Annotated in this window: 22 protein-coding genes; 20 read left to right on the top strand and 2 right to left on the bottom strand. The window is 60.6% G+C overall.

Features of this window, described 5'->3' with window-relative positions; translation table 11 throughout:
- The first annotated feature begins 60 nt into the window (after window positions 1–60).
- From AB8A38_RS11150 to AB8A38_RS11090, 13 genes are all read left to right on the top strand, one after another.
- The gene (locus AB8A38_RS11150; protein WP_439086018.1) at window positions 61–960 is read left to right on the top strand and encodes a hypothetical protein; all 900 of its coding nucleotides are present in this window, start codon (window positions 61–63) and stop codon (window positions 958–960) included.
- 39 nt (window positions 961–999) lie between these two features.
- On the top strand, window positions 1000–1764 hold the full coding sequence (locus tag AB8A38_RS11145) for an HpcH/HpaI aldolase family protein (RefSeq protein ID WP_439086017.1): 765 nt from the start codon (window positions 1000–1002) through the stop codon (window positions 1762–1764).
- Between the two features lie 66 nt (window positions 1765–1830).
- Window positions 1831–2982 (top strand): ABC transporter substrate-binding protein, encoded by a 1152-nt coding sequence (locus AB8A38_RS11140; RefSeq protein WP_439086016.1) that lies wholly within the window; start codon window positions 1831–1833, stop codon window positions 2980–2982.
- Window positions 2979–3707: an ABC transporter ATP-binding protein gene (locus AB8A38_RS11135; RefSeq protein WP_439086015.1), complete on the top strand. Its 729-nt coding sequence runs from the start codon at window positions 2979–2981 to the stop codon at window positions 3705–3707. The genes AB8A38_RS11140 and AB8A38_RS11135 overlap by 4 nt, the downstream gene beginning before the upstream one ends.
- Entirely contained in the window at window positions 3679–4662 is a 984-nt protein-coding gene (locus AB8A38_RS11130) for a branched-chain amino acid ABC transporter permease (RefSeq protein WP_439086014.1), read from the top strand. The genes AB8A38_RS11135 and AB8A38_RS11130 overlap by 29 nt, the downstream gene beginning before the upstream one ends.
- 2 nt (window positions 4663–4664) lie before the next feature.
- Window positions 4665–5438 (top strand): ABC transporter ATP-binding protein, encoded by a 774-nt coding sequence (locus AB8A38_RS11125; RefSeq protein WP_315841144.1) that lies wholly within the window; start codon window positions 4665–4667, stop codon window positions 5436–5438.
- A complete protein-coding gene (locus tag AB8A38_RS11120) occupies window positions 5431–6318 on the top strand; it encodes a branched-chain amino acid ABC transporter permease (RefSeq protein WP_092139405.1) in 888 nt (295 codons plus the stop codon). Before AB8A38_RS11125 ends, AB8A38_RS11120 begins: the two co-directional genes overlap by 8 nt.
- Window positions 6319–6348: 30 nt before the next feature.
- On the top strand, window positions 6349–7047 hold the full coding sequence (locus AB8A38_RS11115) for an NAD(P)H-dependent oxidoreductase (protein WP_315841145.1): 699 nt from the start codon (window positions 6349–6351) through the stop codon (window positions 7045–7047).
- Window positions 7044–7814, top strand: coding sequence for an SDR family NAD(P)-dependent oxidoreductase (locus AB8A38_RS11110; RefSeq protein ID WP_439086013.1), 771 nt, complete (start codon window positions 7044–7046; stop codon window positions 7812–7814). The genes AB8A38_RS11115 and AB8A38_RS11110 overlap by 4 nt, the downstream gene beginning before the upstream one ends.
- 498 nt (window positions 7815–8312) lie before the next feature.
- The gene (locus tag AB8A38_RS11105; protein WP_439086012.1) at window positions 8313–9839 is read left to right on the top strand and encodes a porin; all 1527 of its coding nucleotides are present in this window, start codon (window positions 8313–8315) and stop codon (window positions 9837–9839) included.
- 223 nt (window positions 9840–10062) lie between these two features.
- Window positions 10063–11031: a Bug family tripartite tricarboxylate transporter substrate binding protein gene (locus AB8A38_RS11100; protein ID WP_439086011.1), complete on the top strand. Its 969-nt coding sequence runs from the start codon at window positions 10063–10065 to the stop codon at window positions 11029–11031.
- A gap of 86 nt (window positions 11032–11117) precedes the next feature.
- On the top strand, window positions 11118–11888 hold the full coding sequence (locus AB8A38_RS11095) for an SDR family NAD(P)-dependent oxidoreductase (RefSeq protein WP_439086010.1): 771 nt from the start codon (window positions 11118–11120) through the stop codon (window positions 11886–11888).
- A 91-nt stretch (window positions 11889–11979) separates the two neighbouring features.
- A complete protein-coding gene (locus tag AB8A38_RS11090; protein WP_439086009.1) occupies window positions 11980–13392 on the top strand; it encodes an aldehyde dehydrogenase family protein in 1413 nt (470 codons plus the stop codon).
- A gap of 504 nt (window positions 13393–13896) precedes the next feature.
- On the opposite strand, the gene AB8A38_RS11085 is transcribed toward AB8A38_RS11090, so the two are convergent.
- Window positions 13897–14871, bottom strand: coding sequence for a helix-turn-helix domain-containing protein (locus tag AB8A38_RS11085; RefSeq protein WP_439086008.1), 975 nt, complete (start codon window positions 14869–14871; stop codon window positions 13897–13899).
- A 53-nt stretch (window positions 14872–14924) separates the two neighbouring features.
- Complete coding sequence (locus AB8A38_RS11080; RefSeq protein WP_439086007.1) at window positions 14925–15917, bottom strand: SphA family protein; 993 nt, start codon at window positions 15915–15917, stop codon at window positions 14925–14927.
- 795 nt (window positions 15918–16712) lie between these two features.
- Here AB8A38_RS11080 and AB8A38_RS11075 point away from each other — a divergent pair.
- The 7 genes from AB8A38_RS11075 (at window position 16713) to AB8A38_RS11045 (ending at window position 24188) form a co-directional block, all read left to right on the top strand.
- Window positions 16713–17696, top strand: a complete 984-nt coding sequence (locus AB8A38_RS11075; protein WP_439086006.1) for a formylglycine-generating enzyme family protein — start codon at window positions 16713–16715, stop codon at window positions 17694–17696.
- Window positions 17697–17840: 144 nt separating this feature from the next.
- The gene (locus tag AB8A38_RS11070) at window positions 17841–19436 is read left to right on the top strand and encodes an arylsulfatase (RefSeq protein WP_439086005.1); all 1596 of its coding nucleotides are present in this window, start codon (window positions 17841–17843) and stop codon (window positions 19434–19436) included.
- An 81-nt stretch (window positions 19437–19517) separates the two neighbouring features.
- The gene (locus AB8A38_RS11065) at window positions 19518–20540 is read left to right on the top strand and encodes an HAD family hydrolase (RefSeq protein ID WP_439086004.1); all 1023 of its coding nucleotides are present in this window, start codon (window positions 19518–19520) and stop codon (window positions 20538–20540) included.
- A 31-nt stretch (window positions 20541–20571) separates the two neighbouring features.
- A complete protein-coding gene (locus AB8A38_RS11060; protein WP_439086003.1) occupies window positions 20572–21888 on the top strand; it encodes a DUF1214 domain-containing protein in 1317 nt (438 codons plus the stop codon).
- Window positions 21889–21962: 74 nt separating this feature from the next.
- Complete coding sequence (locus AB8A38_RS11055) at window positions 21963–22994, top strand: DUF1254 domain-containing protein (RefSeq protein ID WP_439086002.1); 1032 nt, start codon at window positions 21963–21965, stop codon at window positions 22992–22994.
- Between the two features lie 10 nt (window positions 22995–23004).
- A complete protein-coding gene (locus AB8A38_RS11050; RefSeq protein ID WP_439086001.1) occupies window positions 23005–23250 on the top strand; it encodes a DUF3302 domain-containing protein in 246 nt (81 codons plus the stop codon).
- Window positions 23247–24188, top strand: a complete 942-nt coding sequence (locus AB8A38_RS11045; protein WP_439086000.1) for an HlyD family secretion protein — start codon at window positions 23247–23249, stop codon at window positions 24186–24188. Before AB8A38_RS11050 ends, AB8A38_RS11045 begins: the two co-directional genes overlap by 4 nt.
- Window positions 24189–24191: the final 3 nt, after the last annotated feature.

Here is a 24191-nt window from a genome sequence, read left to right as displayed (position 1 = left end):
TCTCAGGCCGGCACATCGTGAAACGCCGGCTCCCAGAATTGACATCAAGGGAGATCCCATATGTACGACACGACCGATCCGAGGGCCAAGCTTGCGCCCGCAGCTGCAAGCGCAGCGCCTGCGGGGCCTTTCGGCCAGGCGGAATATCTCCGCTTCTATGACGAGCCGCCGCAGGAAGATGGGCCGTCAGGCAAGAGTTGGTATGGGCGCGGTCAGAACTTCTTGCTCGTGCATACGGAAGGAAAGGCGGGCGGCGTGCTGGCGCGCGAGGAGCAGCCGGACGAATATGCCGTCCTGTTGTCCGATCCCAGGGTGGTCGTGGAGATTACCACGGCGGACGGCACGCAGCGCGTCAATGGGCGGTCCTTGGCGTTTGTGCCGCCTGGACACTCCAGCATCAAGATCATCGAAGCCGGCAAGATCGTTCGCATCTTCACCACGCGGTCGGAGGATCTCGCGGCGAAATGCGCCAATGCGGCTTCCTATGCGACGGCCAAGCCTTACGTCGCACCGCTGGAGCCGTGGCCGGCGCCGAAAGACGGCTTTCGTCTGCGCGTCTACAGTCTCGACGTGCCGCCGGAGCCGGGCCGCTTCGGTCGTATCTGGCGCTGTACGACCATCATGGTGAACTATCTCGACGGCTATAACGGCCCCCGCGATCCCAGCAAACTGTCGCCGCACCATCACGACGACTTCGAGCAGTGCTCGCTCGCGGTGGAGGGGGAGTTCATTCACCATCTGCGCTGGCCCTGGACGATCAACAAGAAGAACTGGCGCAAGGACGATCACGAACTGTGCAAGACGCCGTCCATCGCCGTCATCCCGCCGCCCTCGATTCACACCACTGAGGCCTGTGGAAGTGACTTCAACCAGCTTGTCGACATCTTCTGTCCGCCGCGGCTCGACTTCTCGCAGAAGCCCGGCTGGATCCTGAACGCCGACGAATATCCGATGCTGTAATCGGCAGCCCACCCAGCAACGGCAACAGGATTATCAAAGATGATAACTGCTTCCACATTCCGGCAGCGCCTGCTTGGCGGTCAGAAACTTGTCGGCACGTTTTTGAAGACACCGACCGGTCATGGCACCGAAATCCTCGGTGAGATCGGTTACGACTTCGTCGTGATCGATCAGGAGCACGGGCCGTTCGATCGTACCAGCAGCGACACCGCGCTGATGGCTGCACGGGCAACCGACACGCCGGCGCTGGTTCGGGTGCCGGGACCCGAGGCCATTCTCTCGGTGCTCGATTGCGGCGCGACCGGGGTCCTGGTCCCTCATGTCAAGAGCGCGGCCTATGCGCGCGAAGTTGCGGCGATGTTGCGCTATCGCGGCGGCAGCCGCGGCTTTGCGACCAGCACGCGCGCGGGTCGCTATTCCGGCATACCGATGTGGCGGCACATTGCGGATTCGGATGCCCGGATGGTGTTCGTGGCCCAGATCGAGGATCCGGTGGCGCTGGACGAGATCGATGCCATCGCTGCCGTCGATGGCGTCGACTCGCTGTTTATCGGGCGGGGCGACCTGACGGCCGCCTTCGGCGATGAATCGAAGGACCCGCCCGATGTGTTGCGCGCGGTCGAGCGGATCTCGGAGGCCGCACGCAAGGCCAATAAGCCGATCAGCGTCTATGTCGGCAATGCGAGCGAGGCCGCCTGGCTGAATTCGCTTGGCGCCAGCGTCTTCGTGCTCTCGTCGGACCAGGGCTTCCTGCGCCAGGCGGCGACCGCCGGCCTGCGCGATGTCCGGGACAAGGTTGGATGAGCACGCGCTAGACCAATCAATCTGCAATCAGCATTCAAGCTGAGAAAAACAGACAGGGACGGAAACATGAGACCACGCAAGGCGTCGATTTGCGCCACGCTGTTCGCGCTCACGCTGGCACTGCCAGCGTCAGCGCAGCAGACGATCAAGATCGGATCGTCGCTAGGGTTGACGGGATACGGCTCGGCGACCGACGGTCACTGGCGCGACGGGATGCAGATCGCCATTGAGGCGGTCAATGCGCAGGGCGGTGTCCTCGGCAAGAAGCTTGAACTGGTGATCGAGGACAACAAGTCGACGCCGCAGCAGGCGGTGGTCGTCTATCGCAAGATGATGACAGACGACAAGGTCGCTGCCTTCGACAGCGGCTGCATTTCGGCCGGAAACTTTGCCGCCGCGAGCTTCGTCTCCAGAGCCAAGCTGCCGATGTTTCTCTGCTCCATTCTGCCGCGCCAGCCCGATGAGCAGAAGTGGGCCTTCCAGTTTCTGCCGCCGCCCAAATTCGAGGTGGATGCGCGCTACCAGTATCTCAAGGACAAGACCGATATCCGTAAGGTCGGAATCCTCTCCGATCCGAGCCCCTACAGCCTGCTGATGCGCGGTCTGGCGGAAAAGGGTGCCGAGGAATTCGGACTGACTGTCGTGGCCAACGAGTCCTACCAGCAGGATGACGCTGACTTCAGCGTCCAGATCGGGCGCATCAATGCGGCCGGCGCCGGCGCGATTATCATGCTGGGGCAGGGCAATGCGGTGGTCACCGTCGCCAACAACATCCGCAGCCTCGGCCTGACCAAGATGCTGATGCTGGGCAGCATCAACGAGCTCGATATCTTGCTCTCGGCCGGCAAGGTGCTTGGCGACCAGTATCTGGTTCCGTCGCCGCTCATCCAGGTGGCGGCCGATGACATCAGCGTCATCACGGACCCCGCTGCACGCGCGGCCGCCGAGCCGTTCGTCAAGGCGATGAAGGCAAAATTCGGCAAGTCCGACAACGCGCAGGCTTCGCGTGCCTGGGACTCCATCATGATGATGGCCGCCGCCATGAAGAAGGCGAACTCGACCGACGGGACGGCCGTGCGCGATGCCTTCGAGAAACTCGGCCATTACGACGGTGCAGGCGCGTCCTACGACTTCAGCGCCGAGAACCACATCGGCATCACCAGGAATCCCTATGTGATCGCGTCCGTGAAGGACGGCGTTCTGGTTCTCAAGAAATGACGGCGACAGCGGACATCACCCCGCTGATCGCCGTGCGCGATCTGACGGCGCGCTACGGTCATATCGAAGCGCTGCGGTCGACTGCGCTCCATGTCGCGCCGGGCGAGTTCGTCACCATTCTGGGGCCGAACGGAGCGGGCAAGACCACCTTGCTTCGCGCCATCACGCGGCTGATCGCCAGCACCGGTCAGATTATCTTCAACGGTCGGGACGTCACCCATCTGCGCACCCATGAACTGGCTGGGCTCGGAATCATCATGGTGCAGGAAGGGCGCGGCCTGTTCGGCGACATGAGCGTGCGGGAGAACCTGCAACTCGGCGCTTACAAACTGTCCGGACCGCAGGCCCACAGCGAGCGGCAGCTGGAGAAGGTGTTTTCCCTGTTTCCGCGGCTGCGCGAACGCATCGACCAGACCGCGTCGTCCATGTCCGGCGGCGAGCAGCAGATGCTGGCCGTCGGCCGTGCATTGATGGCTGATCCGAAGCTGCTCATTCTCGACGAGCCGTCGCTTGGCCTCGCGCCGCGCGTCGCCTCTGAAATTCTGTCGACACTCGGTGCTCTCAACAAGGAGGGCCTCGGCATCTTGCTGGTCGAGCAGAAAGCGCCGCTGGCGCTCAAGCTCGCCCAGCGTGTTTATATTCTTGCCTCTGGAAGCGTTCGGGCCGAGTTGCCGACACAGGAGATTGAATCGCATCATGACCTCGCTCGCTATTACTTCACCTAAGCCGGTTGCACGTCTGGATCGTTTCTCCCTTGGCCTGCTCGGGGCCGGAGCGCTGCTGTTCGTCGCCGTCCTCGTTTATGGCGGCTACCTGCTGACGGTGATGCAGCTCGCGATGATCTACGGCATCTTTTGCCTCGGATTGAATTTCTTCATGGGCTATACGGGCCAGGCATCCTTCGGCCAGAACGCCTTTGCCTGTATCGGCGGCTACGGCAGCGCCATTCTCTGCGTGCAGTACAATTGGGAGCCTGCGCTCGCCCTCATCGCTTCGATGGGCGTTGCGGGAATAGCTGCGCTCGTGATCGGCTATCCCACCCTGCGTCTGCGTGGCCACTATCTCGCGATGGCGACCTTCGCGCTGGGCCTCATCACCTATGACATCTCGGTCCAGTGGACCAGCCTGACCCAGGGCTATATGGGCTATGCCGGCATTCCACCGCTCGGCATCGGCAGCCTGACCGTTGAGGACGAAAGGCTGAAGCTGCTCTGTCTCGGCGGGCTGCTGCTGGTCGGCTTCTGGATATCGCAGCGTTTGCGCGATTCCCGCTTTGGCCGCGGACTGCGCGCCATTTCAGGAAGCGAGAACGGCGCCGCTGCGCTCGGCATTCGCATCTCGCGCTTCAAGCTCATCGCCTTCGTCATCGCCGGACTGTACGCGTCGGCGGCCGGATCGCTGTTCGCGCATACGGTCGGCTTCATCAGTCCCGAAGTGTTCGGCCCGCAGATGGTCATCGTGACCTTCACGATGCTCTATGTCGGTGGCGTCGGCACGCTGATCGGTCCGGTCGTCGGCGCCATCGTTGCGTCCCTCCTGCCGGAAATCTTCCGCAGCACCGGCCGCTTCCAGGACATCGCCTATGCGCTGGTGCTGCTGCTGATGCTGATCTATGCGCCCAAGGGCCTCTCTGCGCTCGGCGGACTGTTTCGCCAGCGCAAAGACAAAGGGGAGGCGTGACGATGGCTCTCCTCAAGGTCAAAGGTCTGACCAAGCGTTTCGGCGGGTTGCTCGCCAATAACGAGATCGATCTCGAAGTCCCTCAGGGCAGCCTGTTCGCGGTCATCGGTCCGAACGGCGCGGGCAAGACCACATTCTTCAGCATGATCTCCGGATTCCTCAATTCGACCTCGGGAAGCATCGCCTTCGATGGCCGCGACACCACGCGCATGCGCCAGGATCAGATCGCCGCCATGGGGCTGATCCGGACGTTTCAGCTCGTGCAACTGTTCAAGGGCATGTCCGTCGCCGAGAATGTCGAGGTCGGTTGCCACCTCGCCACCCGGGGCGGCGTCGCCGCTGCGCTGCTGCGGCCGTCCTGGTTTCGCCGGCAGGAAGCCGAGGTTCACGAACGGGCGCGCGAATTGCTCGATTTCGTCGGGCTTGGCGCGCACGCTGATCTCGATGCCGAGTTGCTGCCCTATGGCCAGCAACGTCTGCTCGAGGTCGCGCGCGCGTTGGCATCCAGGCCGCGACTTCTGCTGCTCGACGAGCCGGCCGCCGGTCTCAATACGCAGGAGACCGATGGGCTCGCGCATATCATCCAGAAGATCAACCGCCAGGGCACCACGGTGCTGTTGATCGAGCACGACGTCGGTCTGGTTACGCGAATCGCACACCGGATCGCTGTGCTCGATTTCGGCCGGAAGATTGCCGAAGGCACGCCGGACGAAATCAAGGTTCATCCCGAAGTCATTGCCGCTTATCTCGGCGTAGAGGAGGCAGCACATGCCTAGCGCAGTCGAACTCGTCCAGAGCCTCGTCAACGGCGTCGGTATCGGACTGATCTACGGACTGGTCGCGATCGGATTTTGCGTCATCTACAATGCCAGCGGCATCGTCAATTTCGCGCAGGGCGTGTTCGTCATGCTCGGCGGCATGTTCGCACATACGCTGCTGACGCAATTCGGCCTGCCGATCTATGTTTCGGCGGTACTGTCCACGATCCTGGTCGCGGGCATCGGCGTTCTCGTTCAGATCGCCATCATCAATCCGATGTGGCGTCGCAAGGCGCCGTTGTTCGCGATCATTCTTGCGACGCTGGCCATCCAGCTTCTGATCGAACAGGTCGTCATTCTCACTCTGGGCGATCAGCCGCGGACCTATCCGGAATTCACCTCCGGCGGGCCGCTAAAGATCGGGCCGATCGCGATCGGCTATCAGCTGTTCTGGGTGCTCGGATGCGGTGCCTTGATGGTGTTCGCACTGACGCAGTTCTTCAACCGCACGCGGATGGGGCGGGCGTTGCGAGCCTGTTCGCAGAATCGCGAGGCGGCGGCGCTGCTGGGCATTCCTGTCGAGCGCATGTTGATTGTCTCCTTTGCACTCAGCGCCGCGCTGGGCGCCGCCGCCGGCATTCTCATCACGCCGACGCAATATACGGCCTACAGCGTCGGCGGTCCGTTCGGCATCAATGGTTTCATCGCGGCGATCATCGGTGGCTTCGGGAGCGCGCCGGCGGCGCTGGTCGGCGGCATCTTTCTCGGTGTCATCCAGTCCGGCGCCATCGTGTTCTTCGGCGCCGGTTTCAAGAACATCGTGGCGCTGACAGTGCTACTCATCGTCCTCCTGTTCTTCCCGAGCGGATTGTTCGCCGGCAGGGCGAAGAGCGCCTGATCCGAGGCAAATGCCGGTGAGAGTATCGCGATGAATGTCTTGATGGTCTACGCACATCCCGAGCCGACGTCGTTCACTGGCGCCCTGAAGGATGCCGGTGTCGCGGCGCTGCGTCAGGCCGGCCACACCGTGGTGGTATCTGATCTGTATGCCGAGCAATTCGACCCGGTTGCCGGGCGGCACGATTTCAATGCAGTGGCGGATGCGGAGCGGTTTCACTACCAGACCGAACAGGCCCATGCGTACGGCACGGGCGGTTTTGCGACCGACCTCGCGCGTGAGCAGCAGCGCTTTCGCGACGCCGATCTCGTTGTCTGGCTCTACCCGATCTGGTGGGGCGGCATGCCGGCCATTCTGAAAGGCTGGTTCGATCGCGTTCTCGCTTATGGCTTCGCCTATGCCGATGGTCGCCGCTTTGCCAGCGGTTTCTTTCCCGACAAGTACGGGCTGCTGTGCCTCAGCACCGGCGGCACTCGGCAACGGTTCTCGGCTGGCGACGCTTATGGCGACATCCGGACCGTGCTGTGGCCAGCGCAGCGCCTGATGATCGAGTATCTCGGCATGACAGCTCTTGAACCGTTCGTCGCTTACGCAGCACCGCGTGTCGATGCCGACGGCCGCGAAGTGTATCTGCTGCAATGGAGCAAGCGACTGCAGCAGGCCGTCGAAGACATGGCGTCGCACGCCAGCACCGCAGCAGTCACTCCCACCGCAAAAGGCAGGTCATGAGCATCAGCAATCAAGGGCGGACCGACCGGGATTCGTTGAGCGGCAAGGTCGTACTGGTCACGGGCGGCTCGCGCGGCATGGGAGCTGCGATCGCACGGCGTTTTGCCAGCGCGGGCAGTCGCGTGGCGATCGGCTACCGCAATGAATCCGCGGCGGCGGATGCGGTACTCGGTGATATCGCCGCGTTGGGAGCGCAAGGCATCGGCGTTACCGGTGACATTTCCAATCCGGACGATGCGAGGGCGATGGTCGCGCAGGTCATTGCGCGGTTCGGGCATCTCGACATTCTGGTGAATTGCGCCGGCATCGCGGAATATCGACCGTTCGAGGCGATCGACTCCGAACTGTTTCGCGTTACCTTCGATACCAATGTCCTCGGCACGATCGCTGTTATTCAGGCGGCACTCCCGCATCTGACCGCGCCGGGAGGACGGATCATCAATTTCTCCTCCGCACTCGCGACCCGGCCGATCCCGACCACCTTGATCTATGCGGCCTCCAAGGCGGCGGTGGCCGCGCTGTCGCATGCGCTTGCCAAGGAACTCGGCCCCCGCGGGATCACAGTCAACACGATCGCTCCTGGTGTGATCGAGACCGACATGACGACGCAGATACTGGCCGAGCGCGGCGCGGGGATCGCGGCGATGACGCCGCTCGGGCGCATCGGGCAAACCGATGACATTGCCGGTGTCGCGCTGTTTCTGGCATCGCCGGAGGCGAAATGGCTTACCGGGCGGACGATCATCGCCGATGGCGGGGTGAGCTGACAGGGGGCGTCGAACAGCAGTTCGCATCCGGTGCGGGACCAAATGACGCAGGCTCGACAATAACGACGACATTCATACGCCGACCATGTCGGATGCGCTGTCCTGCACCCCTAATGATATCGCTACGCGCGTGAGCCGCAGCACCCGCTCCATTTTGCGAAGCGACTCACTAAAGCGATCGCCGGCAATGTCGCAGCGAGGCGATACGAACTCCATTTGGCGGGATAGCGATCATCGTTCTCGACGCGCGGCACGCATGAGTTTTGATAGTTGTTCGCGATGACGAAACGGCGCCCTTCATTTGTGCGTCAATGCAACGCGAATGACACACTCCGTTCATCATTGGCCCGAAATTCGCTGCCGTCGTTGACAGACTGATCACCCCATCAATATCTTACATCAAAACGGTGTTACGCCCTCGCGAACAAAGAGCGCGAGCGGCGATGCACGGCGAAGTAAGATTTAACTGAGGGAACGAAGGCAATTCGGAGGGCTATAATGACGACGACTATCAAGACTCTTGTTCTCGGCTCGGCGGCAGGGATTCTCGCAATCGGCGGTGCACACGCAGCCGATCTTCCTGTGAAGGCCAAGGCGGTCGAATATGTGAAGATCTGCTCGCTTTACGGCGCGGGCTTCTATTACATCCCGGGCACCGACACCTGCATCAAGATCGGCGGTGCACTTCGCATCGATACCGCGTTCAATGCCGCGAGCAACTATGACGTGCCGTACTGGTTCGGTGGCGCTGGCGGCAACAATCTCTACACAAAAGATTACTTCAACACCAAGCCGCGCCTGACGCTGACCACGGATACGCGCACGGCGACCGAATATGGTCTGCTTCGCACATTCTCTAACATTCATTTCGACTTCGCGCAGGGACGTGAAAGCATCGCCGGCGGCTTCGTCGAGGTGGATTTCGCGTTCATCCAGTTCGCAGGTTTCACCTTCGGTAAGGCCGTCTCGCAGTTCGACCCGCAATGGGCGCTCGCCAAGCCGACCATTGCCTCCGGCTTCTTCGCGGGCTCCAACAATGCGACCGGCATCCCGCAGCTGGCCTATACGGCGTCGTTCGGCAACGGCGTCTCCGGCACCATCTCGCTCGAGAATGCGTCGCCCTATCGCAATGCCGGCTTGTGGAATGTGAACACGTTCATCGTGGCGCCCGGTGCCTCGCAGTTCACCGGTGCATTCTACGGTTCGTCATCCAATACGTTCCTCGGTAATGCCGCCGGCGGCAACCATATGCCGGACGTTGTCGGCAATCTGCGTCTCGATCAGGCATGGGGCACGCTGCATTTCGCTGCAGCCCTTCATCAGGCGACGGCTCAATACTACACCAATGAACCCTCCGGCCACCCTGACGATGCCTACGGCTTCGCCGTAAGCGGCGCTGTCGAGTTCAAGAACCTGCCAACTGGCGCGGGCGACAGCCTCAAGCTGGAAGCCTCCTACGCCAAGGGCGCCGCGAAATACGTCTTCGCGGGCACCGTCGATACGCTGGGCGGCGGCCGGTTCGCCAAGTTCGATGGCAACACGGTCGGCTTCGGCTACGTTCTCGATGGCGTCTATGCACCTGGCGGCCAGATCGTGCAGAGCTCGGCCTGGGAAGTCAGCGGCTTCTTCGAGCATTACTGGAACCCGGCGTGGCGCACCTCGCTGTTCGCCAACTACAGCCACATCTCCTACGGTGATGCGGGCAACGCTCTGCTGGCAGGGGCATTCGCCTCGACCACGCGGGGCTTCGGCACCAGTTCGTCCTCGGCAGCGGCTTCGTCCGCCGGCGTTCTGTCCGGGACCACCAACAACTTCGACTTTGCCACCACGCAGGTCGGCACGAGAACAGCCTGGACGCCCGTTCAAAATCTGACGCTCTCGGCGGAATTCATCTACAGCCGCCTGGATCAGAGCCTGGGTGGCACCTACACCGGCAACGTCGTCGGCAAGCCTGCCGGCACATCTTACGCCATACGCGATCAGAACCTCTACAACGGCGCGGTTCAGATCCTGCGGTCGTTCTGAGCCTGATCGACCACCGGGTCGGTGTGAAAACAAGAGCCCCCGGCAGATGTGCCGGGGGGGCTGTTCACGCAAGCGCGTGAGCAAGCCGTGCCGTACAGCGGAACGGCGGCACATTCCGCAACTTCGATAGCGGTTTGATTGTAGGACATCGAACAGGGAAAGCGCTGCGGAAGACGGCGCCGAACAAGCGGGCACAGCCCGCTCTGTATAAATCGGAGGAAACATGCGTGCATTGTTAGCTGGCCTATGCGGTCTCGTGTTCGCCCTGACGCCCATCCATAGTGCTGTCGCGCAAGGATGGCCGGAGCGGATGGTCACCATGATCGTGCCGTTTCCCGCAGGATCCGCCGTCGACACGCTCGCGCGCGCCGTTGGCCAGGCGCTGAGCGAGGCGCTCGGCAAGCAATTCATCGTCGACAATAGAGCGGGGGCAGGCGGCAGCATTGGCGGTGCGGCCGTGGCCAAGGCGAGCGCTGACGGCTACACGCTCCTGTTCGGCACGCCTGCGCCGATTGCGCTCAACAAGCTGATGTATAAGGGGCTGGCCTATGATTCCGAAAAGGATTTCACGCCGGTCGTTCTCGTCGCCAAGTCCCCGCTCATTGTAACGGCGCGCGCCGACTTTCCAGCGAAGACATTCGAAGAGTTGATTACTTATGCGAAACAGAACCCTGACAAGGTCAATGTGGGACATCCCGGCAACGGCACACTCGGGCACATCACGTCGGAACTGGTGCAGAGGTCCGTCGGCGTCAAGATGACCAACGTGCCGTATCGCGGCACATCACCGCTGATGACGGATTTGCTCGGCGGTCAGATCGACATCGTCATCGACTTCATGCCGACCTATGTGCCGCTGGTCACTTCGGGAAAAGTTCAGGCGCTTGCCGTCACGACCAGCCAGCGGGCCGCGCAACTGCCGGCCGTGCCGACGGTGCAGGAGACGGGCTTCAAGGGCTTCGAGGCATCAGCGTGGTACGCCATGGTCGCGCCGACCGGGACGTCGCCGGAGATCGTCACCAAGTTGAACAGCATCGTGAACAGCTTTCTCCAGAGTGAAAAGGGGAAGGCTATTCTCGGGCAGAATGCATTGCTGGGCGTCGGCGGATCACCCGACGATCTCAAGGCATTCGTCGCGGCCGAGCTCGCCAAGTGGCGGCCGGTGATCGAGGCGGCAAAAATTGCAATGTAGCAAGAACGAGGCAGGCATGGCGCAGTGTAACGTTGTCCTGCTTGCGCTGAGTGCAGGCACGCCGCCTGACGATCGGGAGTGATGAAGTGACTGACGTGATCCACATCGATGTTCCCGCGCTATCGACTCCCACAGTGGCGCTCGTCACAGGCGGCAGCAGCGGGATCGGCAAGGCGACAGCGGCACGCCTCGCGGCCAGCGGATCGGCTGTCGTGGTCGGCTACAAGAGCCGCAAGGAACTGGCAGAAGATGTCGTAAGCGGGCTGCAGGGCACCGGGCATCTCGCTCTGTGCATCGCGATCGACGATCCATCCTCCATCGCCGAAGCGGCGGCGCGGGTTGAGAAGGCGTATGGCCGGCTCGATGTGCTGGTCAATTGTGGAGGCGCCACGACGCCAGTACCCGCCCAAGATCTTGACGCACTGACCGACGAGATCTTCGACCGGACCGTGACCGTCAACCTGCGGGGGCCTTTCGCCATGGTGCGCGCTTTCCGTCCGTTGCTGGAACGCGGCAGCGGCGCTGCCATTGTGAACATTTCGTCCATTGCCGCCCGCACCGGGCTGGGAAGCAGCCTCGCTTATCTCTCCGCCAAGGCGGGCGTCGACGCGTTGACGATCGCGCTCGCGAAAGTGCTCGCACCCAAAATCCGGGTGTTTTCCATTTCGCCGGCCGGCGTGGATACGGATTTCGTCGCCGGCCGGACGCGGGAACAGTTGCAGCGGGTCGCCGAAAAACTCCCGCTTGCCCGCATCACGACGCCCGATGATGTCGCAAGAGCGGTGATGGCCTGCATCGTCAGCCTGACGAGCTCGACGGGGATCGTCGTGCCCGTGGACGAGGGCAGGCACCTCTAAAGCACTCGGCGGCGGGAGTTGCGGCGAGATAGCGACGGCGGGGCCGCGAGCTCCAAACACAATGGCTATGTAGGCACTACGGATGGAGAAGATGGACAAGCTGAAGTTCTATATCGACGGCGCCTGGGTGGATCCCGTCACACCGTCAACTCTTGAAGTTTTCAATCCTGCGACGGAGGAGGCCTTCGCGCGGATCAGCCTGGGCTCCCGCCGGGATGTGGACCGGGCCGCGGAGGCCGCCCGCCGCGCCTTCGCGACATATTCCGACGTGAGCGTGAAAGATCGCCTCGTCTATCTTCAGAAGATCATCGAGGGATTCAGGGCACGTCTGCCGGAACTGGCGCGGATGATGACGCTGGAAATGGGATCGCCGATCACCTTTGCGACGGAGCGCCAGGCGACCGTTGCGCTGTTTCATTTCGAGGAAGCTGCGCGCGTGCTTGCGGACTACAGGTTCGAAGAACCGATGGGAGGCGGGGTCGTTCGTCGCGAGCCGATCGGTGTATGCGGCCTGATCACGCCGTGGAACTGGCCGTTGAACCAGGTGGCTTCGAAGGTCGCGCCAGCGCTGGCCGCCGGCTGCACGGTCATTCTCAAGCCGAGTGAGATCGCACCGCTGAGCTCCATGCTGTTCGCCGAGATCGTGCACGACGCCGGCATTCCAGCGGGTGTGTTCAATGTGGTGAACGGCGATGGTCCGATGGTGGGCGAGGCAATCGCCGCCCATCTCGAGATCGACATGGTGTCATTCACCGGATCGACAGCCGCCGGTGTCAGGGTGGCCAAGCTGGCGGCGGATACGGTCAAGCGTGTCGCGCAGGAACTGGGCGGAAAGTCCGCCAATATCATCCTTCCGGATGCCGATCTGAAAGCTGCCGTGATACAGGGCGTTCACGCCTGCTACACAAATGCTGGCCAGAACTGCCAGTCGCCCACGCGCATGCTGATTCCGCGCGCACAGCGCGACGCAACCTTCGCCGCGGCAAGTGAAGCCGTCGGCAGCATCCGCCTCGGCGATCCGCTCGATCCGGCGTCCACCATGGGGCCTTTGGTGAGCCAGTCACAATTCCAGAAAGTGCAAGACCTGATCCAGTCCGGCATCGACGAGGGCGCGACCCTGGTAGCGGGCGGAACGGGTCGGCCGGCGGGGCTCAATCGCGGATACTACGTTCGCCCTACCGTGTTCGGCGACGTGACGTCGATGAGAATTGCGCGCGAGGAGGTGTTCGGTCCTGTGCTGTCCATCATGAGCTATGATAGCGAGGACGAGGCCATCGAGATTGCCAATGATACGCCGTTCGGACTAGCGGGCTTCGTGCAATCGCGTGATCGCAACCGAGCGCGCACCGTCGCCAATCGCATCCGCGCGGGACGTGTTTACCTCAACGGCGCTGCATTCGACCGCAGCCTTCCGTTCGGAGGATACAAGCAGTCCGGCAATGGGCGCGAGTTCGGGGTTTTCGGCTTCGAAGAATATCTGGAGGTCAAAGCGATCATTGGGTAGCGAATCCGGCTTCGCCCCAAAACACGATAGCGGTTCGCCGCAAGTAGTCCGCCACGAGGCTGTCGTAGCTCTCGCGGCGCCGCGGTCGCGCGCTTCCTCCAAGTTGGCGCGCGGCCGCACATTTCTTCCCGCGGGGAAATTTGGGCTTCGACTTGAGCCCGTGCCCCGCAAATTGGCCGGGTCAGGTCATACGGCCTAAAAGACTAGAGGTGACCTGAGGGCGGCTCTCGGCGCAAAGCGGAGGCTGGGACATTGCGCGCCGGCATCGCTAGCGATGGAGACTCCAGCAAGGCCTTGGTGTGAGCTTTAACCCATAAGCGAACAGCTTGAGCCTCGCGGCGAACATTCCTGGTTTTTCGGAGCCTGCGATAGGAACGCAAAAGGTCATAGCGGAGAATCGATGACGTCTCGCCATGTTCAGAGCGCGGACGCGGTTGCTCTACGCTGCCGATACTGTTGTGAAGAAAACTCTCGAACTTATGGAGCGCATCAAAGCTGGTAATATCATGCAACGGCGAGTGATCGCGTAGTGCGACGAGCGCCGAGCGTCTTCGACGGATGCTCTCCGAAAAGCGTGTGGTAGTAATAGGCGAAACGCCCCAATTCGATGAATCCATGTTCGATTGCGACTTTGGCCACTGTGGTTTGCGTCGGATCGCGTTCGCGCAGGATGGAATGAATGTTGCACAAGCGCTTGTGGCGCAGGAACGTCACCGGTCCCATACCCAGAACCTCGTCAAATGCTCGATGAAGGCTTCGACGAGATACGGCGAACTCGGTGCAAATCTCCGAGATATGGACTGGCCTCGTGCCCGCCGTATCGATGTAATGTTCGACGTTCCGGACCAGCGCGGTGGCGGATGTGTGTAGCCTCGCGGTGTCCGACGGCAGTGAATGCAGGACAGTTGCCATCATGGCATCCGTGATTGACCGTCTCCAGAAATCGGCCGACTGATCAGGAAAGTCGCCAGTCGAATCCGCGAGGCGCGAAGCGATCTTGCGCAATCTATAAATCGCAATTGCGCCGATGCGTGGATCGGCCGTGTAGTGGTTCTTTACACTCCATGTCGCGGGATCGGCCAAATCTGTTGCGCCGCCGAAGATGCTGGCGACGTCCGTCAAATCCAGACGAATGGCGGCGTAAGAGGAGGCGCCAAAAAACCTGCCGTCATGGTCGATGCTCGGCGGAATAACCAGAACGTCGCCGGGCTGCATGTCGTACGACCAGTGCGTTACACGATTGCTGGATCCCAGCAGCATTCCGATGATGAGCTTTTGCTCATTCGACGTTCGCTGCGTTCGAATTCCGGCTGAGAATGATCCAATGCTGAGAGAGAAATTTCCAATTCCGACGTGGGTCAGAGAACCTCGTAGCTTGCCGCGCTCAAGTTGCATCACGTCCACGTGGGAGCCGTGAACTGCCTCGCGAAAACCCTCGAAGTCACTCACGCGGGCGGTTGTCACCGAAAGCTCACTCATTGTGTCGTCCCTTTCAATAGGACACCAACAGGGGTGAAGCACCCAAGATCCATCTAGAACTTGGCCTTGATCGCTGATGACATCGGCTTCACCGAGGAATCGGCGGCCAGGGGCAGCGAGACGGTGAAAAAACCCGATGTGCCCTCCATGCGATTTTGCGCATCAAACTCACGATAGACTTTGATGCGCGTAGAAATCGGCAACTTCCCAACTTCAAATGTATATCCGACAGTTCCGCCGAGCGCGATGACACGGCCCTCGAACGATCCAAGTCTCGCGCCGCTGCCGCTGTCACCGGTGAATTGCTGATAGTAATAGCCTACGAGGCCGACAGTGAATTCCTTGGTGATGTACTTCGAGGCGGCCCATTCCAGATGGAACTCGTCGCCGGTCTTGTAGTCCGTCGCCCGGTTGGTTTGATTGAACGTGGCGCCCATCGCCATGGATAAATCAACACCGATTGTCGGGTCGAGCCATGTCAGCGCGCCGTAGATATCTACCCCGGGCCTATTCAGCGACGCATTGGACAACTGGCCCGCAACGTAGCTTCCGGAAGGGATGATTCCGCTCACGCCAAGCTGCCAGTGGAAATTTCCCGAATGCCATCCGACAAAAGAGCTTACGAGGAAGTCGCTGACATTAAGCTCTGAGTCACTAACGTTCGCGCCGATCGGCCCCAGGCGCGGTGAATTCACCAGCAGGCCCGCGTTCACCCGCGGTTCGCCAAATGTCGGCACGGTGGCGGAGAAAGCCAGATCGCCGCCGAATATTTTCGCGGGCGTCACCCAGATCGTGGTTGGAAGATTCATCCAGGTCGTGGCGCTAACGTTCGCAACCAGCAAGCCTCCGAACGGGAGCGTTCGCCCACCGCCGATCTTGCCGTCATAAAAATACGTGTCGTCCTGGAAGTATAATCCCGGGGGCGGTGTAAAGCCGGCCATCGGGCCGCGAGCACCGAGCAGATAGACACCGACCGCGCCTTCTGCCGCTTTTGCATTCTCGGCGGCAGCAGCAACAAGCAGCATCGTACCGAAGCCAAAAATCATACGAGAACTATATCGCATCATACCTCCGCCCAAAGGAATCTGCGTGCGACCGCGCATATGGCCGATTGCAATCTAAACGGAATTTCTGCGGAACAACAACCTCCAAAGTCTGGCGTGAAAACTCGTGCTGACTTTTAGCAAAATTGCGAGCCGTGACGAGTGTCCCCTTAATCCTTGACGGCACGATCGAGAACTTTGGCACAAACTGCACATCCCAATTTCAGATCCTGCGCATAGTGTGCTCCTCGCTGGCCATCAAGTGAGCAGCATTGACGCGGCCAGGGTTTTCTTTGCTAAAATTTCTTTGCGTTGAAACAAGAAGGGACAGACACCATGACCTTCGACGATTCAAGGCTTCGCCGGAATGCTGCGATTTTCTTCGTGGCGGAACTCTTCGTCGTGGTTCAACTTGCGCCAGCGACCGCCGCCATGCCCGGTCATGGCGCATTGCACAAACTACAAGTCAACGACACGTCAGTGGTTGTCCCGGTCGTGGTTGTGCACAGAGGCCGAGCCGTCGTCGGGCCGCGCGGCGGTGCTGTTGTGCGCCGATCAACGGTCGTTCGCCCGGCCGTTCGGACTGGTCGCTGGGTGCGCCCCGGGTGGTACAGGTGGCCGCCCGGCGGTGCGATCGCGGCAGGTGCTGCCATCGGTTTCGTGACAGCAGCGACGGCGGCCGCGTGGGCGGTGTCCCCGCCAGGGTCCGGCTATTTGCTGGTACTACACCTATCCTAGCGGGAGACAGGGATTCTGGGATGTTTGCCGATAGTCGATGGTTGTTGGGAATGCATGACGATGTTGCGGGCTGATAACGAGCGAAGCGATCAATCAGCGGACGATCTGCGAATGGACGGCATGATGTGGATTCCGGGCGGAACCTTCCGCATCGGATCGGATCATCATTATCCAGAGGAAGCGCCAAGTCATCGCGCGACCGTTGATGGCTTCTGGATCGACCAAACGCCTGTCACCAACCGGCAGTTCAAGCAGTTCATCAAAGCCACGGGGCATGTGACGCTCGCCGAGGTTCCGCCAGATCCGAAGGACTATCCCGGCGCACTGCCTCACATGCTCTATGCAGGTTCGCTGGTGTTTACCCCGCCGCGTCAGCCGGTCGATCTGCGCAATTGGGCCGAGTGGTGGTCCTTCATGAAAGGCGCCGACTGGCGCCATCCTTACGGACCCAAGACCAATATCAACGTGCACGACAATCACCCTGTCGTGCACGTTTCGTATTCGGATGCGCTCGCTTACGCAAAATGGGCCGGCAAGGAATTGCCGACCGAAGCAGAATGGGAGTTCGCCGCGCGTGGTGGCCTCGACGGCGCAGAGTTCGCATGGGGCGACGAGTTCGCGCCGGGTGGTGCGCATATGGCCAATACCTGGCAGGGCGAATTCCCGCGGGAGAATCTTGGTCAGGATGGCTTTGAGCGCACCTCGCCTGTGACGGCTTTTCCGCCGAACGGGTATGGCGTTCACGACATGATCGGCAATGTCTGGGAATGGACCAGCGATTGGTACTCACCGAAACACGAAGCCGACGCGCCGAAGGCGTGCTGCATTCCTGAAAATCCGCGTGGCGGCCGCGAAGATCAAAGTTACGACGCCTGTCAGCCGAACATCAGAATTCCCCGCAAGGTACTCAAGGGCGGTTCGCATCTGTGTGCGCCAAATTATTGCCGCCGCTATCGGCCGGCCGCGCGCCACGCCGAACCGGTCGACACCTCGACCAGTCATGTCGGATTCCGCTGTGTGACAAGGAAACTCGCTACGCAATGACCTTCAACTTCTTTGGGAAGAACGGAGAGTGCAATGACGAGCAGTGCGAAAGACCGGGAACAACTCGAAGCGCCATCGAACGAGGCCGACAATCACGCTCTCAGCCGCCGGAATATTCTGCTGGGCTCATCGGCGCTGGTGGCCATGGCGGCGATGACGACGGCCGCAGAGGCCCAGACGCAAAAGGCTGCGCCGACACCAGGACCGGCGCCAGCACCCGCCACGCCGTCCGGACGCAAGCCGAACATCCTCGTCATCTTCGGCGACGACGTAGGCCAGACCAACATCAGTGCTTATTCGTTCGGAGTGGTGGGCTACAAGACGCCGAATATCGATCGCCTTGCCAGGGAAGGCATGATGTTCACCGATTACTATGCGGAGAACAGCTGCACGGCGGGCCGGTCGACCTTCATCACGGGGCAATCCTGCCTCCGTACCGGCCTCTCCAAGGTCGGCGCACCCGGTGCTCCTGTTGGCCTCCAGAAGGGGGATATCACGATTGCCCAGGCGCTCAAGCCGCTGGGTTATGCGACGGGACAATTCGGCAAGAATCACCTCGGCGACCGCGATGAATACCTCCCGACCAATCACGGTTTCGATGAGTTCTTCGGCAACTTGTATCATCTCAATGCCGAGGAGGAGCCGGAGCAACCTTATTGGCCAAAAGACGATCCGGCTTTCCTCAAGGCATATCATCCACGCGGCGTGATCCGCAGCTATGCCGATGGCAAGATCGAGGATACAGGGCCGCTGACCCGGAAGCGGATGGAAACGATCGACGACGAGACGTCGGATGCCGCAGTCGATTTCATGACGCGACAAGTGAAGGCCAACAAGCCGTTCTTCACCTGGATGAATGCAACACGAATGCATGCCTTCACACATGTGCGCGATTCGATGCGTGGACAGAGCGGAATGGTCGGGAATGAGTACGCTGACGGCATGGTCGAACATGACGGCGATGTCGGAAAACTCCTGAAGGCCATCGACGATCTCGGCATCGCCGACAATACCATCGTCATCTACACGACCGATAATGGCCCTAATCAATGGTCGTGGCCCGATGCTGCTACGACGCCGTTTCGCAGCGAAAAAGATACCAACTGGGAAGGTGCGTTCCGCGTCCCGGCGATGGTTCGCTGGCCTGGGAAAATCAAGGCCGGTGAGATTTCCACCGGGATAGTCTCCGGTCTGGATTGGTTCCCGACACTGCTCGCGGCCGCCGGCGACACCGACGTCAAGGACCGGCTGCTCAAGGGATGGCAGCCGGCTAGCAATCCCACCACCTTCAAGAACTACCTCGATGGCTTCAACCAGCTCGATTACCTGACAGGGAAATCGCCCAAGAGCGCGCGTACCGAGTTCTATTACTTCAACGACGACGGCGATCTCGTCGCGATGCGTTATGACGACTGGAAGGTGGTTTTCTCCGAGCAGCGTATGCCGGGCGGCTTCGTAGTCTGGGCGAACCCCTTCGCGACCTTGCGTGTGCCAAAGCTCTACAATCTTCGGATGGATCCTTATGAACGCGCCGACGTGGTATCGGATCAATACTATGACTGGCTCGCGAAGAACGATTACCTCATGGTCAAGGGGCAGCTGAAGGCCGCTGCCTTCCTGCAGACGTTCGCCGAGTACCCGCCGAGCCAACGTCCAGCGAGCTTTAATGTTGAGGGGGTGCGCAAGGAGGTCAACAAGGCGATCGACCAATCGTTCAAGGCTCGCGGCATCGAGAAGTAGATGCAGCAATTGTGGGGGCCAGTTGGTGTCGTACCAGCTGGCTCCCTGCTTTGACAACTTTCGATCGAGTGAGGTCTATCGATGACCGGGAAAATAGATTTTTTCTTTCGCCGCTGCGTCTCGGCTTCGTTTATCGCCAGTTTGCTTTGCGTGTTCTTGAGCCAGCGCGCTGTTTCACAAAGCGATCCGCTGCCCTCGTGGAACGATGCCGCCGCGAAGAAATCTATCACCGATTTTGTCGCAAAAGTGACCACGCAGGGCGGCGCGGATTTCGTGCAATCCGCCGAGCGCATCGCCGTGTTCGACAATGACGGCACGCTGTGGTGCGAGCAGCCGGTCTATTTCCAGGCCGCATTTGCGCTCGACCGCGTCAAGGCGATGGCGGCGCAGCATCCCGAATGGAAGCGGCAGCAGCCGTTCATGGCGTTTCTTGCCGGCGATAGGAAGGCGCTGGCGGAACAGGGCGAGAAGGGCCTGCTGACGCTGGTGGCCGCGGCGCATAGTAGCATGACCACGGATGATTTCGCAAAGTCCGTCGCCGACTGGCTCGCAACCGCAAAACATCCGCGTTTCAACCGGCCGTATAACGAGCTGATCTATCAGCCAATGGTCGAATTGCTGGCCTACCTGCGCGCCAACGGCTTCAAGACGTTCATCGTGTCCGGCGGCGGCGTCGAGTTCATGCGGGTATGGGCCGAAAAGGCTTACGGCATTCCGCCCGAGCAGGTGGTCGGCTCAACCGGCGTCACGAAATATCAGCTCGATGCCGCGGGCAGGCCATCGCTGCTGAAGACGGCGAAGATGCAGTTCATCGACGATGGGCCGGGGAAACCTGCCGGCATCAACATGACAATCGGCCGCCGTCCGATCTTCGCCTTCGGCAATTCCGACGGCGACCATCAGATGCTGCAATGGACCATGGCGGGAAGCGGTCCGCGGTTCGCCGGCATCGTGCATCACACCGATGCCGCGCGCGAATATGCCTACGACCGCCCGTCGAAGATCGGACAACTCGACAAGGCATGGGAGGAGGCGAAGGCAAAAGGCTGGACCGTCGTGGACATGAAGCAGGACTGGAAGAAGGTTTTTGCCTTCGAGCCGTGACGGTTTTTATAGGCATGGATGAGAGTGGGTCATGAACAGATTTGTTTGCGCAGCATTCGCTCTGCTTTTGACGACGGCATGGGCGGCGAACGCCCAACCGCAACCCGCCCGCATCACGGATCAGGATATCAGTGACGCGTATATCTATCTTCTCGGCCGGCTGTTGGTCACGCGTCAGCAGCAACTTGATTTCCAGGAAGGGTTTAAATGGAACGAGCTGGTGCATCGCAAGCCCGGCGCCGTGGATTGGCCCAACCCCAATCTTGATGTTGCCTACTCCGAAGCCTGGGTCGCTGTCGACGACAGCAGTTGCACCATCGTCAGCGTGCCGAAGGTCGAGGGACGCTACTACACGGTCCACTTCCTCAATGGCTGGGGCGAGACAATAGCCAACATCAATGAGCGCCTCTTTCCCAAGCGGCCGTTCGGGGAGTTTGCCATGTGCCTCAGGGGCGCGAACGTTGCGATCCCTGCGGGAGCGACGCGCATCGATCTGCCGGTGAAATATTCTCGCGTGCTTGCCCGGGTCGAGCTTGGCTCCGATCCGGAGGCGGCAATCGCCTTGCAACATCAGTTCAAGTTCCAGGCAACAGGCGCGCCGAAACTTCCGGACATTCCCAAGACGCCGATATTCGAGCTTGAGACATTGCCGGGCGTCGAAGCTTTCGAGGCAGCCGATATTGCACTCGACAGCGAGGTTGATCTCAGCGTCGGGCTGGAAGCGTTGGGCCAGAAGGCTCGCGCCATCGCCAAGGCCATCAAGGACCCTGCCGAACGCGCGCGCGTGGATCAGGTGATCCGTACCCGTGCATTCGCCGACTTGGGTAAGGCCGGGGCCATCATCGGCCACGGCACGGTGCAGAACGGCTGGGCACGTCCCGGTGTTGTTGGAGAATATGGCCTCGATTATCTGGCGCGAACGTTGGTCAACAACGGCGGCATCTGGGCCAATATCAAGCCGGAAGTTCTCTACTATCGAGGAAGCCTCGATCAGGCCGGAGCCGAGATCAGCGGTGACAACGTCTATACACTGACCTTTCCGAAGGATGGGCTGCCGGCTCAGTATGCGACGTTCTTCTGGTCGGTGATCGCCGTGGACGGTCACCGTTTCCGCGTGCTGCCGAATCCAATCAACCGGTTTCTGATCAACAACCAGTCGAAGCTGCAATACGGCGCGGACGGTTCGCTGACGCTCTATTTTGCCGATCAGAAGCCTGCCGATGCGCCTGACGGCAACTGGCTGCCGACGCCGAAAGGGCAGAAGTACCGCCTCACATTCCGGTTCTATCGCCCGACTGAAGGCGTGGCGAACGGCACCTATTATCCGCCGCCACTGGTGAAGCGGTGATGTGAGAGAAGGCGGTAATTGCAGGCGACTTCGCTGTTGCAGGCTGTGAACTGAACACGAAAGGAATTTTTGTCATGAAGATACTTATCACCTTTTTTGTTTCAGGATTGGTGTGCGCCGAAGTCGTTGCCGCGCAGGCTCAATCCCCAGCGGGTAGCACCGTGCCTGTCACGCTGGATAATTTTTCCCGTGCTGAGTCCGACGCCTATATCGATAATCTTCTCAAAGAAGGAAGTTTGGGAAAGTTCAAGCATAACCGTGAGCCTGCAAGCATAGATAATCAGACGGTCATTCGCCTGAATCGCGATACGCTCTATTCTTTTGCTGTGTTTGACCTCGACGCGGGGCCTGCGACCGTCACGATGCCGAACGCGGGCAAGCGCTTTATGTCGCTGCAAATTATTAACGAGGACCATTATGTTCCGGCCGTTTATTACGGTGCCGGATCGCACAAATTGACAAAGGAGAATGTGGGCACGCGGTACGCCGTGGCTGGCGTCCGTACGCTCGTCGATCCAAACAATCCCGAAGACCTCAAGCAGGTTCACGATCTGCAAGACGCGATCAAGGCAAGCCAGAAAAGTGAAGGGAAGCTCGACCTGCCGAATTGGGATCAGGCCGCCCGGAAAGAGATCCACGACGCGCTTCTGGTGCTGGCGAAATATGCAGGCGGCTTCTCGCATGCCTTCGGTACCAAAGGGCAGGTCGACCCTATCAGGCATTTGATCGGTACGTCCGCGGGCTGGGGAGGCAATCCCGATAAGGACGCGACCTATCTCAGCTTCTCGCCATCGAAGAATGACGGCAGCACAATCTACAAGCTCAACGTCAAGGATGTGCCGGTCGATGCGTTCTGGTCCGTCAGTCTCTACAATGCCGCCGGCTACTACGAGAAGAACCAGTACAACGCCTATTCGCTCAACAACATTACCTCAAAAAAGAATGCCGATGGTTCGGTGAGCATCCAGTTCGGCGGCTGTGACGGAAAAATCCCGAACTGCCTGCCCATCATGAAGGGCTGGAACTACACCGTGCGACTCTATCGTCCGCGCGCCGAAATCCTCAGCGGGAAATGGAAATTCCCGGAGGCGCAAGCCGTCAATTAAGGAGGCCTGGATGAGCGGCTACGACATCTTCGCCTGGATCGTTCTAATCATTCTGGCCGTCTGCGTTATCGGTGTGTTCTGCATCGCCGGCTGGCTGCCCGGACACATCGCGAAGGCCCGCGGTCATCCGCAGGCGGAGGCAGTGACGGTTGCGGGCTGGGTCACGCTGATCTGCGGCTTCGCGCTTTGGCCGGTCGCCTTGATCTGGGCCTATGTTGACGTGCCTGCCTCCAGCAAGAGGGAGTTGCAGTCATGATGATCGCAATCATGGCGGTTTATCTGGTGCTGCTGTTCGTTCTTGTGCGAACCGGCATGGTTCGCTTCAACCTTTTCTGGAAATGCTCTCCTTTCATTGTCCTCCTGCTTTTGAACCTGTTGCTGTTCATTCCGATGGGATGGGGTGCGCCGCAGGGGCCTGCTTTGGTGGTCCGCCACTCGGTCTCCATCGTCCCGGACGTCGCAGGCGAGGTGATCGATGTTCCGGTCGCCGCGAACACCCCGCTCAAGGCAGGTGATGTGCTGTTCAGGATCGATCCGGTGCCCTTTGAGGCCCAGGTCAGGGGGATCGAAGCGCAACTGAAATTATCGGACATGCGCCTCGCCCAGATGACGCAATTGTTTGAGCGCGATGCCGGGCGCGGCTTCGATGTTGAGCAGCGGCAATCGGAGGTCGATCAGCTGAGTGCACAGCGCGACAGCGCGCGATGGAATCTGGACAAGACCATCGTGCGCGCGCCGGCCGATGGCTATGTGACCAATCTCGCGCTGCGCAAGGGTGCGCGGGTGGCAAACCTGCCGCTGACGCCGGTGATGGCCTTCATCGATACGTCGGATACGATTATCGGCGTCGAAATCGCGCAGAACGATGCGCGATATCTGCGAAGCGGCCAGCCGGTCGAGGTCACGTTCAAGTTCCTCCCAGGCAAGATCTATACGGGTCGGGTGGAAAGTATTCTGCAGGCTGTCGCCACGGGCCAGACCCAGACGTCGGGTGTTGCCGTGATGCCGAAAGCAATCCAGTCCGCGCCGTTCGTCGCGCGCGTGAAGCTCGATGACGCCGGGATTGCGGCGCAGTTGCCGGCGGGAAGCGCCGGGGAGGCCGCGATCTTCACCGACCACGTCAAGGCGACGCATATCATCCGCAAGGTGCTGTTGAGACAGATAGCGATCCTGAACTATGTCAATCCGTTTTGAGTC

This window comes from Tardiphaga sp. 839_C3_N1_4 (assembly GCF_051811045.1).
Lineage (GTDB): Bacteria > Pseudomonadota > Alphaproteobacteria > Rhizobiales > Xanthobacteraceae > Tardiphaga.
Note: the sequence above shows the minus strand (reverse complement) of the source record. Positions and strands in the feature narration are given on the sequence as shown.

Coding starts and splice junctions, on each gene's coding strand:
- AB8A38_RS11150 (WP_439086018.1), top strand. CDS start 61: ATGTACGACACGACCGATCCGAGGGCCAAGCTTGCGCCCGCAGCTGCA.
- AB8A38_RS11145 (WP_439086017.1), top strand. CDS start 1,000: ATGATAACTGCTTCCACATTCCGGCAGCGCCTGCTTGGCGGTCAGAAA.
- AB8A38_RS11140 (WP_439086016.1), top strand. CDS start 1,831: ATGAGACCACGCAAGGCGTCGATTTGCGCCACGCTGTTCGCGCTCACG.
- AB8A38_RS11135 (WP_439086015.1), top strand. CDS start 2,979: ATGACGGCGACAGCGGACATCACCCCGCTGATCGCCGTGCGCGATCTG.
- AB8A38_RS11130 (WP_439086014.1), top strand. CDS start 3,679: ATGACCTCGCTCGCTATTACTTCACCTAAGCCGGTTGCACGTCTGGAT.
- AB8A38_RS11125 (WP_315841144.1), top strand. CDS start 4,665: ATGGCTCTCCTCAAGGTCAAAGGTCTGACCAAGCGTTTCGGCGGGTTG.
- AB8A38_RS11120 (WP_092139405.1), top strand. CDS start 5,431: ATGCCTAGCGCAGTCGAACTCGTCCAGAGCCTCGTCAACGGCGTCGGT.
- AB8A38_RS11115 (WP_315841145.1), top strand. CDS start 6,349: ATGAATGTCTTGATGGTCTACGCACATCCCGAGCCGACGTCGTTCACT.
- AB8A38_RS11110 (WP_439086013.1), top strand. CDS start 7,044: ATGAGCATCAGCAATCAAGGGCGGACCGACCGGGATTCGTTGAGCGGC.
- AB8A38_RS11105 (WP_439086012.1), top strand. CDS start 8,313: ATGACGACGACTATCAAGACTCTTGTTCTCGGCTCGGCGGCAGGGATT.
- AB8A38_RS11100 (WP_439086011.1), top strand. CDS start 10,063: ATGCGTGCATTGTTAGCTGGCCTATGCGGTCTCGTGTTCGCCCTGACG.
- AB8A38_RS11090 (WP_439086009.1), top strand. CDS start 11,980: ATGGACAAGCTGAAGTTCTATATCGACGGCGCCTGGGTGGATCCCGTC.
- AB8A38_RS11085 (WP_439086008.1), bottom strand. CDS start 14,871: ATGAGTGAGCTTTCGGTGACAACCGCCCGCGTGAGTGACTTCGAGGGT.
- AB8A38_RS11080 (WP_439086007.1), bottom strand. CDS start 15,917: ATGATTTTTGGCTTCGGTACGATGCTGCTTGTTGCTGCTGCCGCCGAG.
- AB8A38_RS11075 (WP_439086006.1), top strand. CDS start 16,713: ATGTTGCGGGCTGATAACGAGCGAAGCGATCAATCAGCGGACGATCTG.
- AB8A38_RS11070 (WP_439086005.1), top strand. CDS start 17,841: ATGGCGGCGATGACGACGGCCGCAGAGGCCCAGACGCAAAAGGCTGCG.
- AB8A38_RS11065 (WP_439086004.1), top strand. CDS start 19,518: ATGACCGGGAAAATAGATTTTTTCTTTCGCCGCTGCGTCTCGGCTTCG.
- AB8A38_RS11060 (WP_439086003.1), top strand. CDS start 20,572: ATGAACAGATTTGTTTGCGCAGCATTCGCTCTGCTTTTGACGACGGCA.
- AB8A38_RS11055 (WP_439086002.1), top strand. CDS start 21,963: ATGAAGATACTTATCACCTTTTTTGTTTCAGGATTGGTGTGCGCCGAA.
- AB8A38_RS11050 (WP_439086001.1), top strand. CDS start 23,005: ATGAGCGGCTACGACATCTTCGCCTGGATCGTTCTAATCATTCTGGCC.
- AB8A38_RS11045 (WP_439086000.1), top strand. CDS start 23,247: ATGATGATCGCAATCATGGCGGTTTATCTGGTGCTGCTGTTCGTTCTT.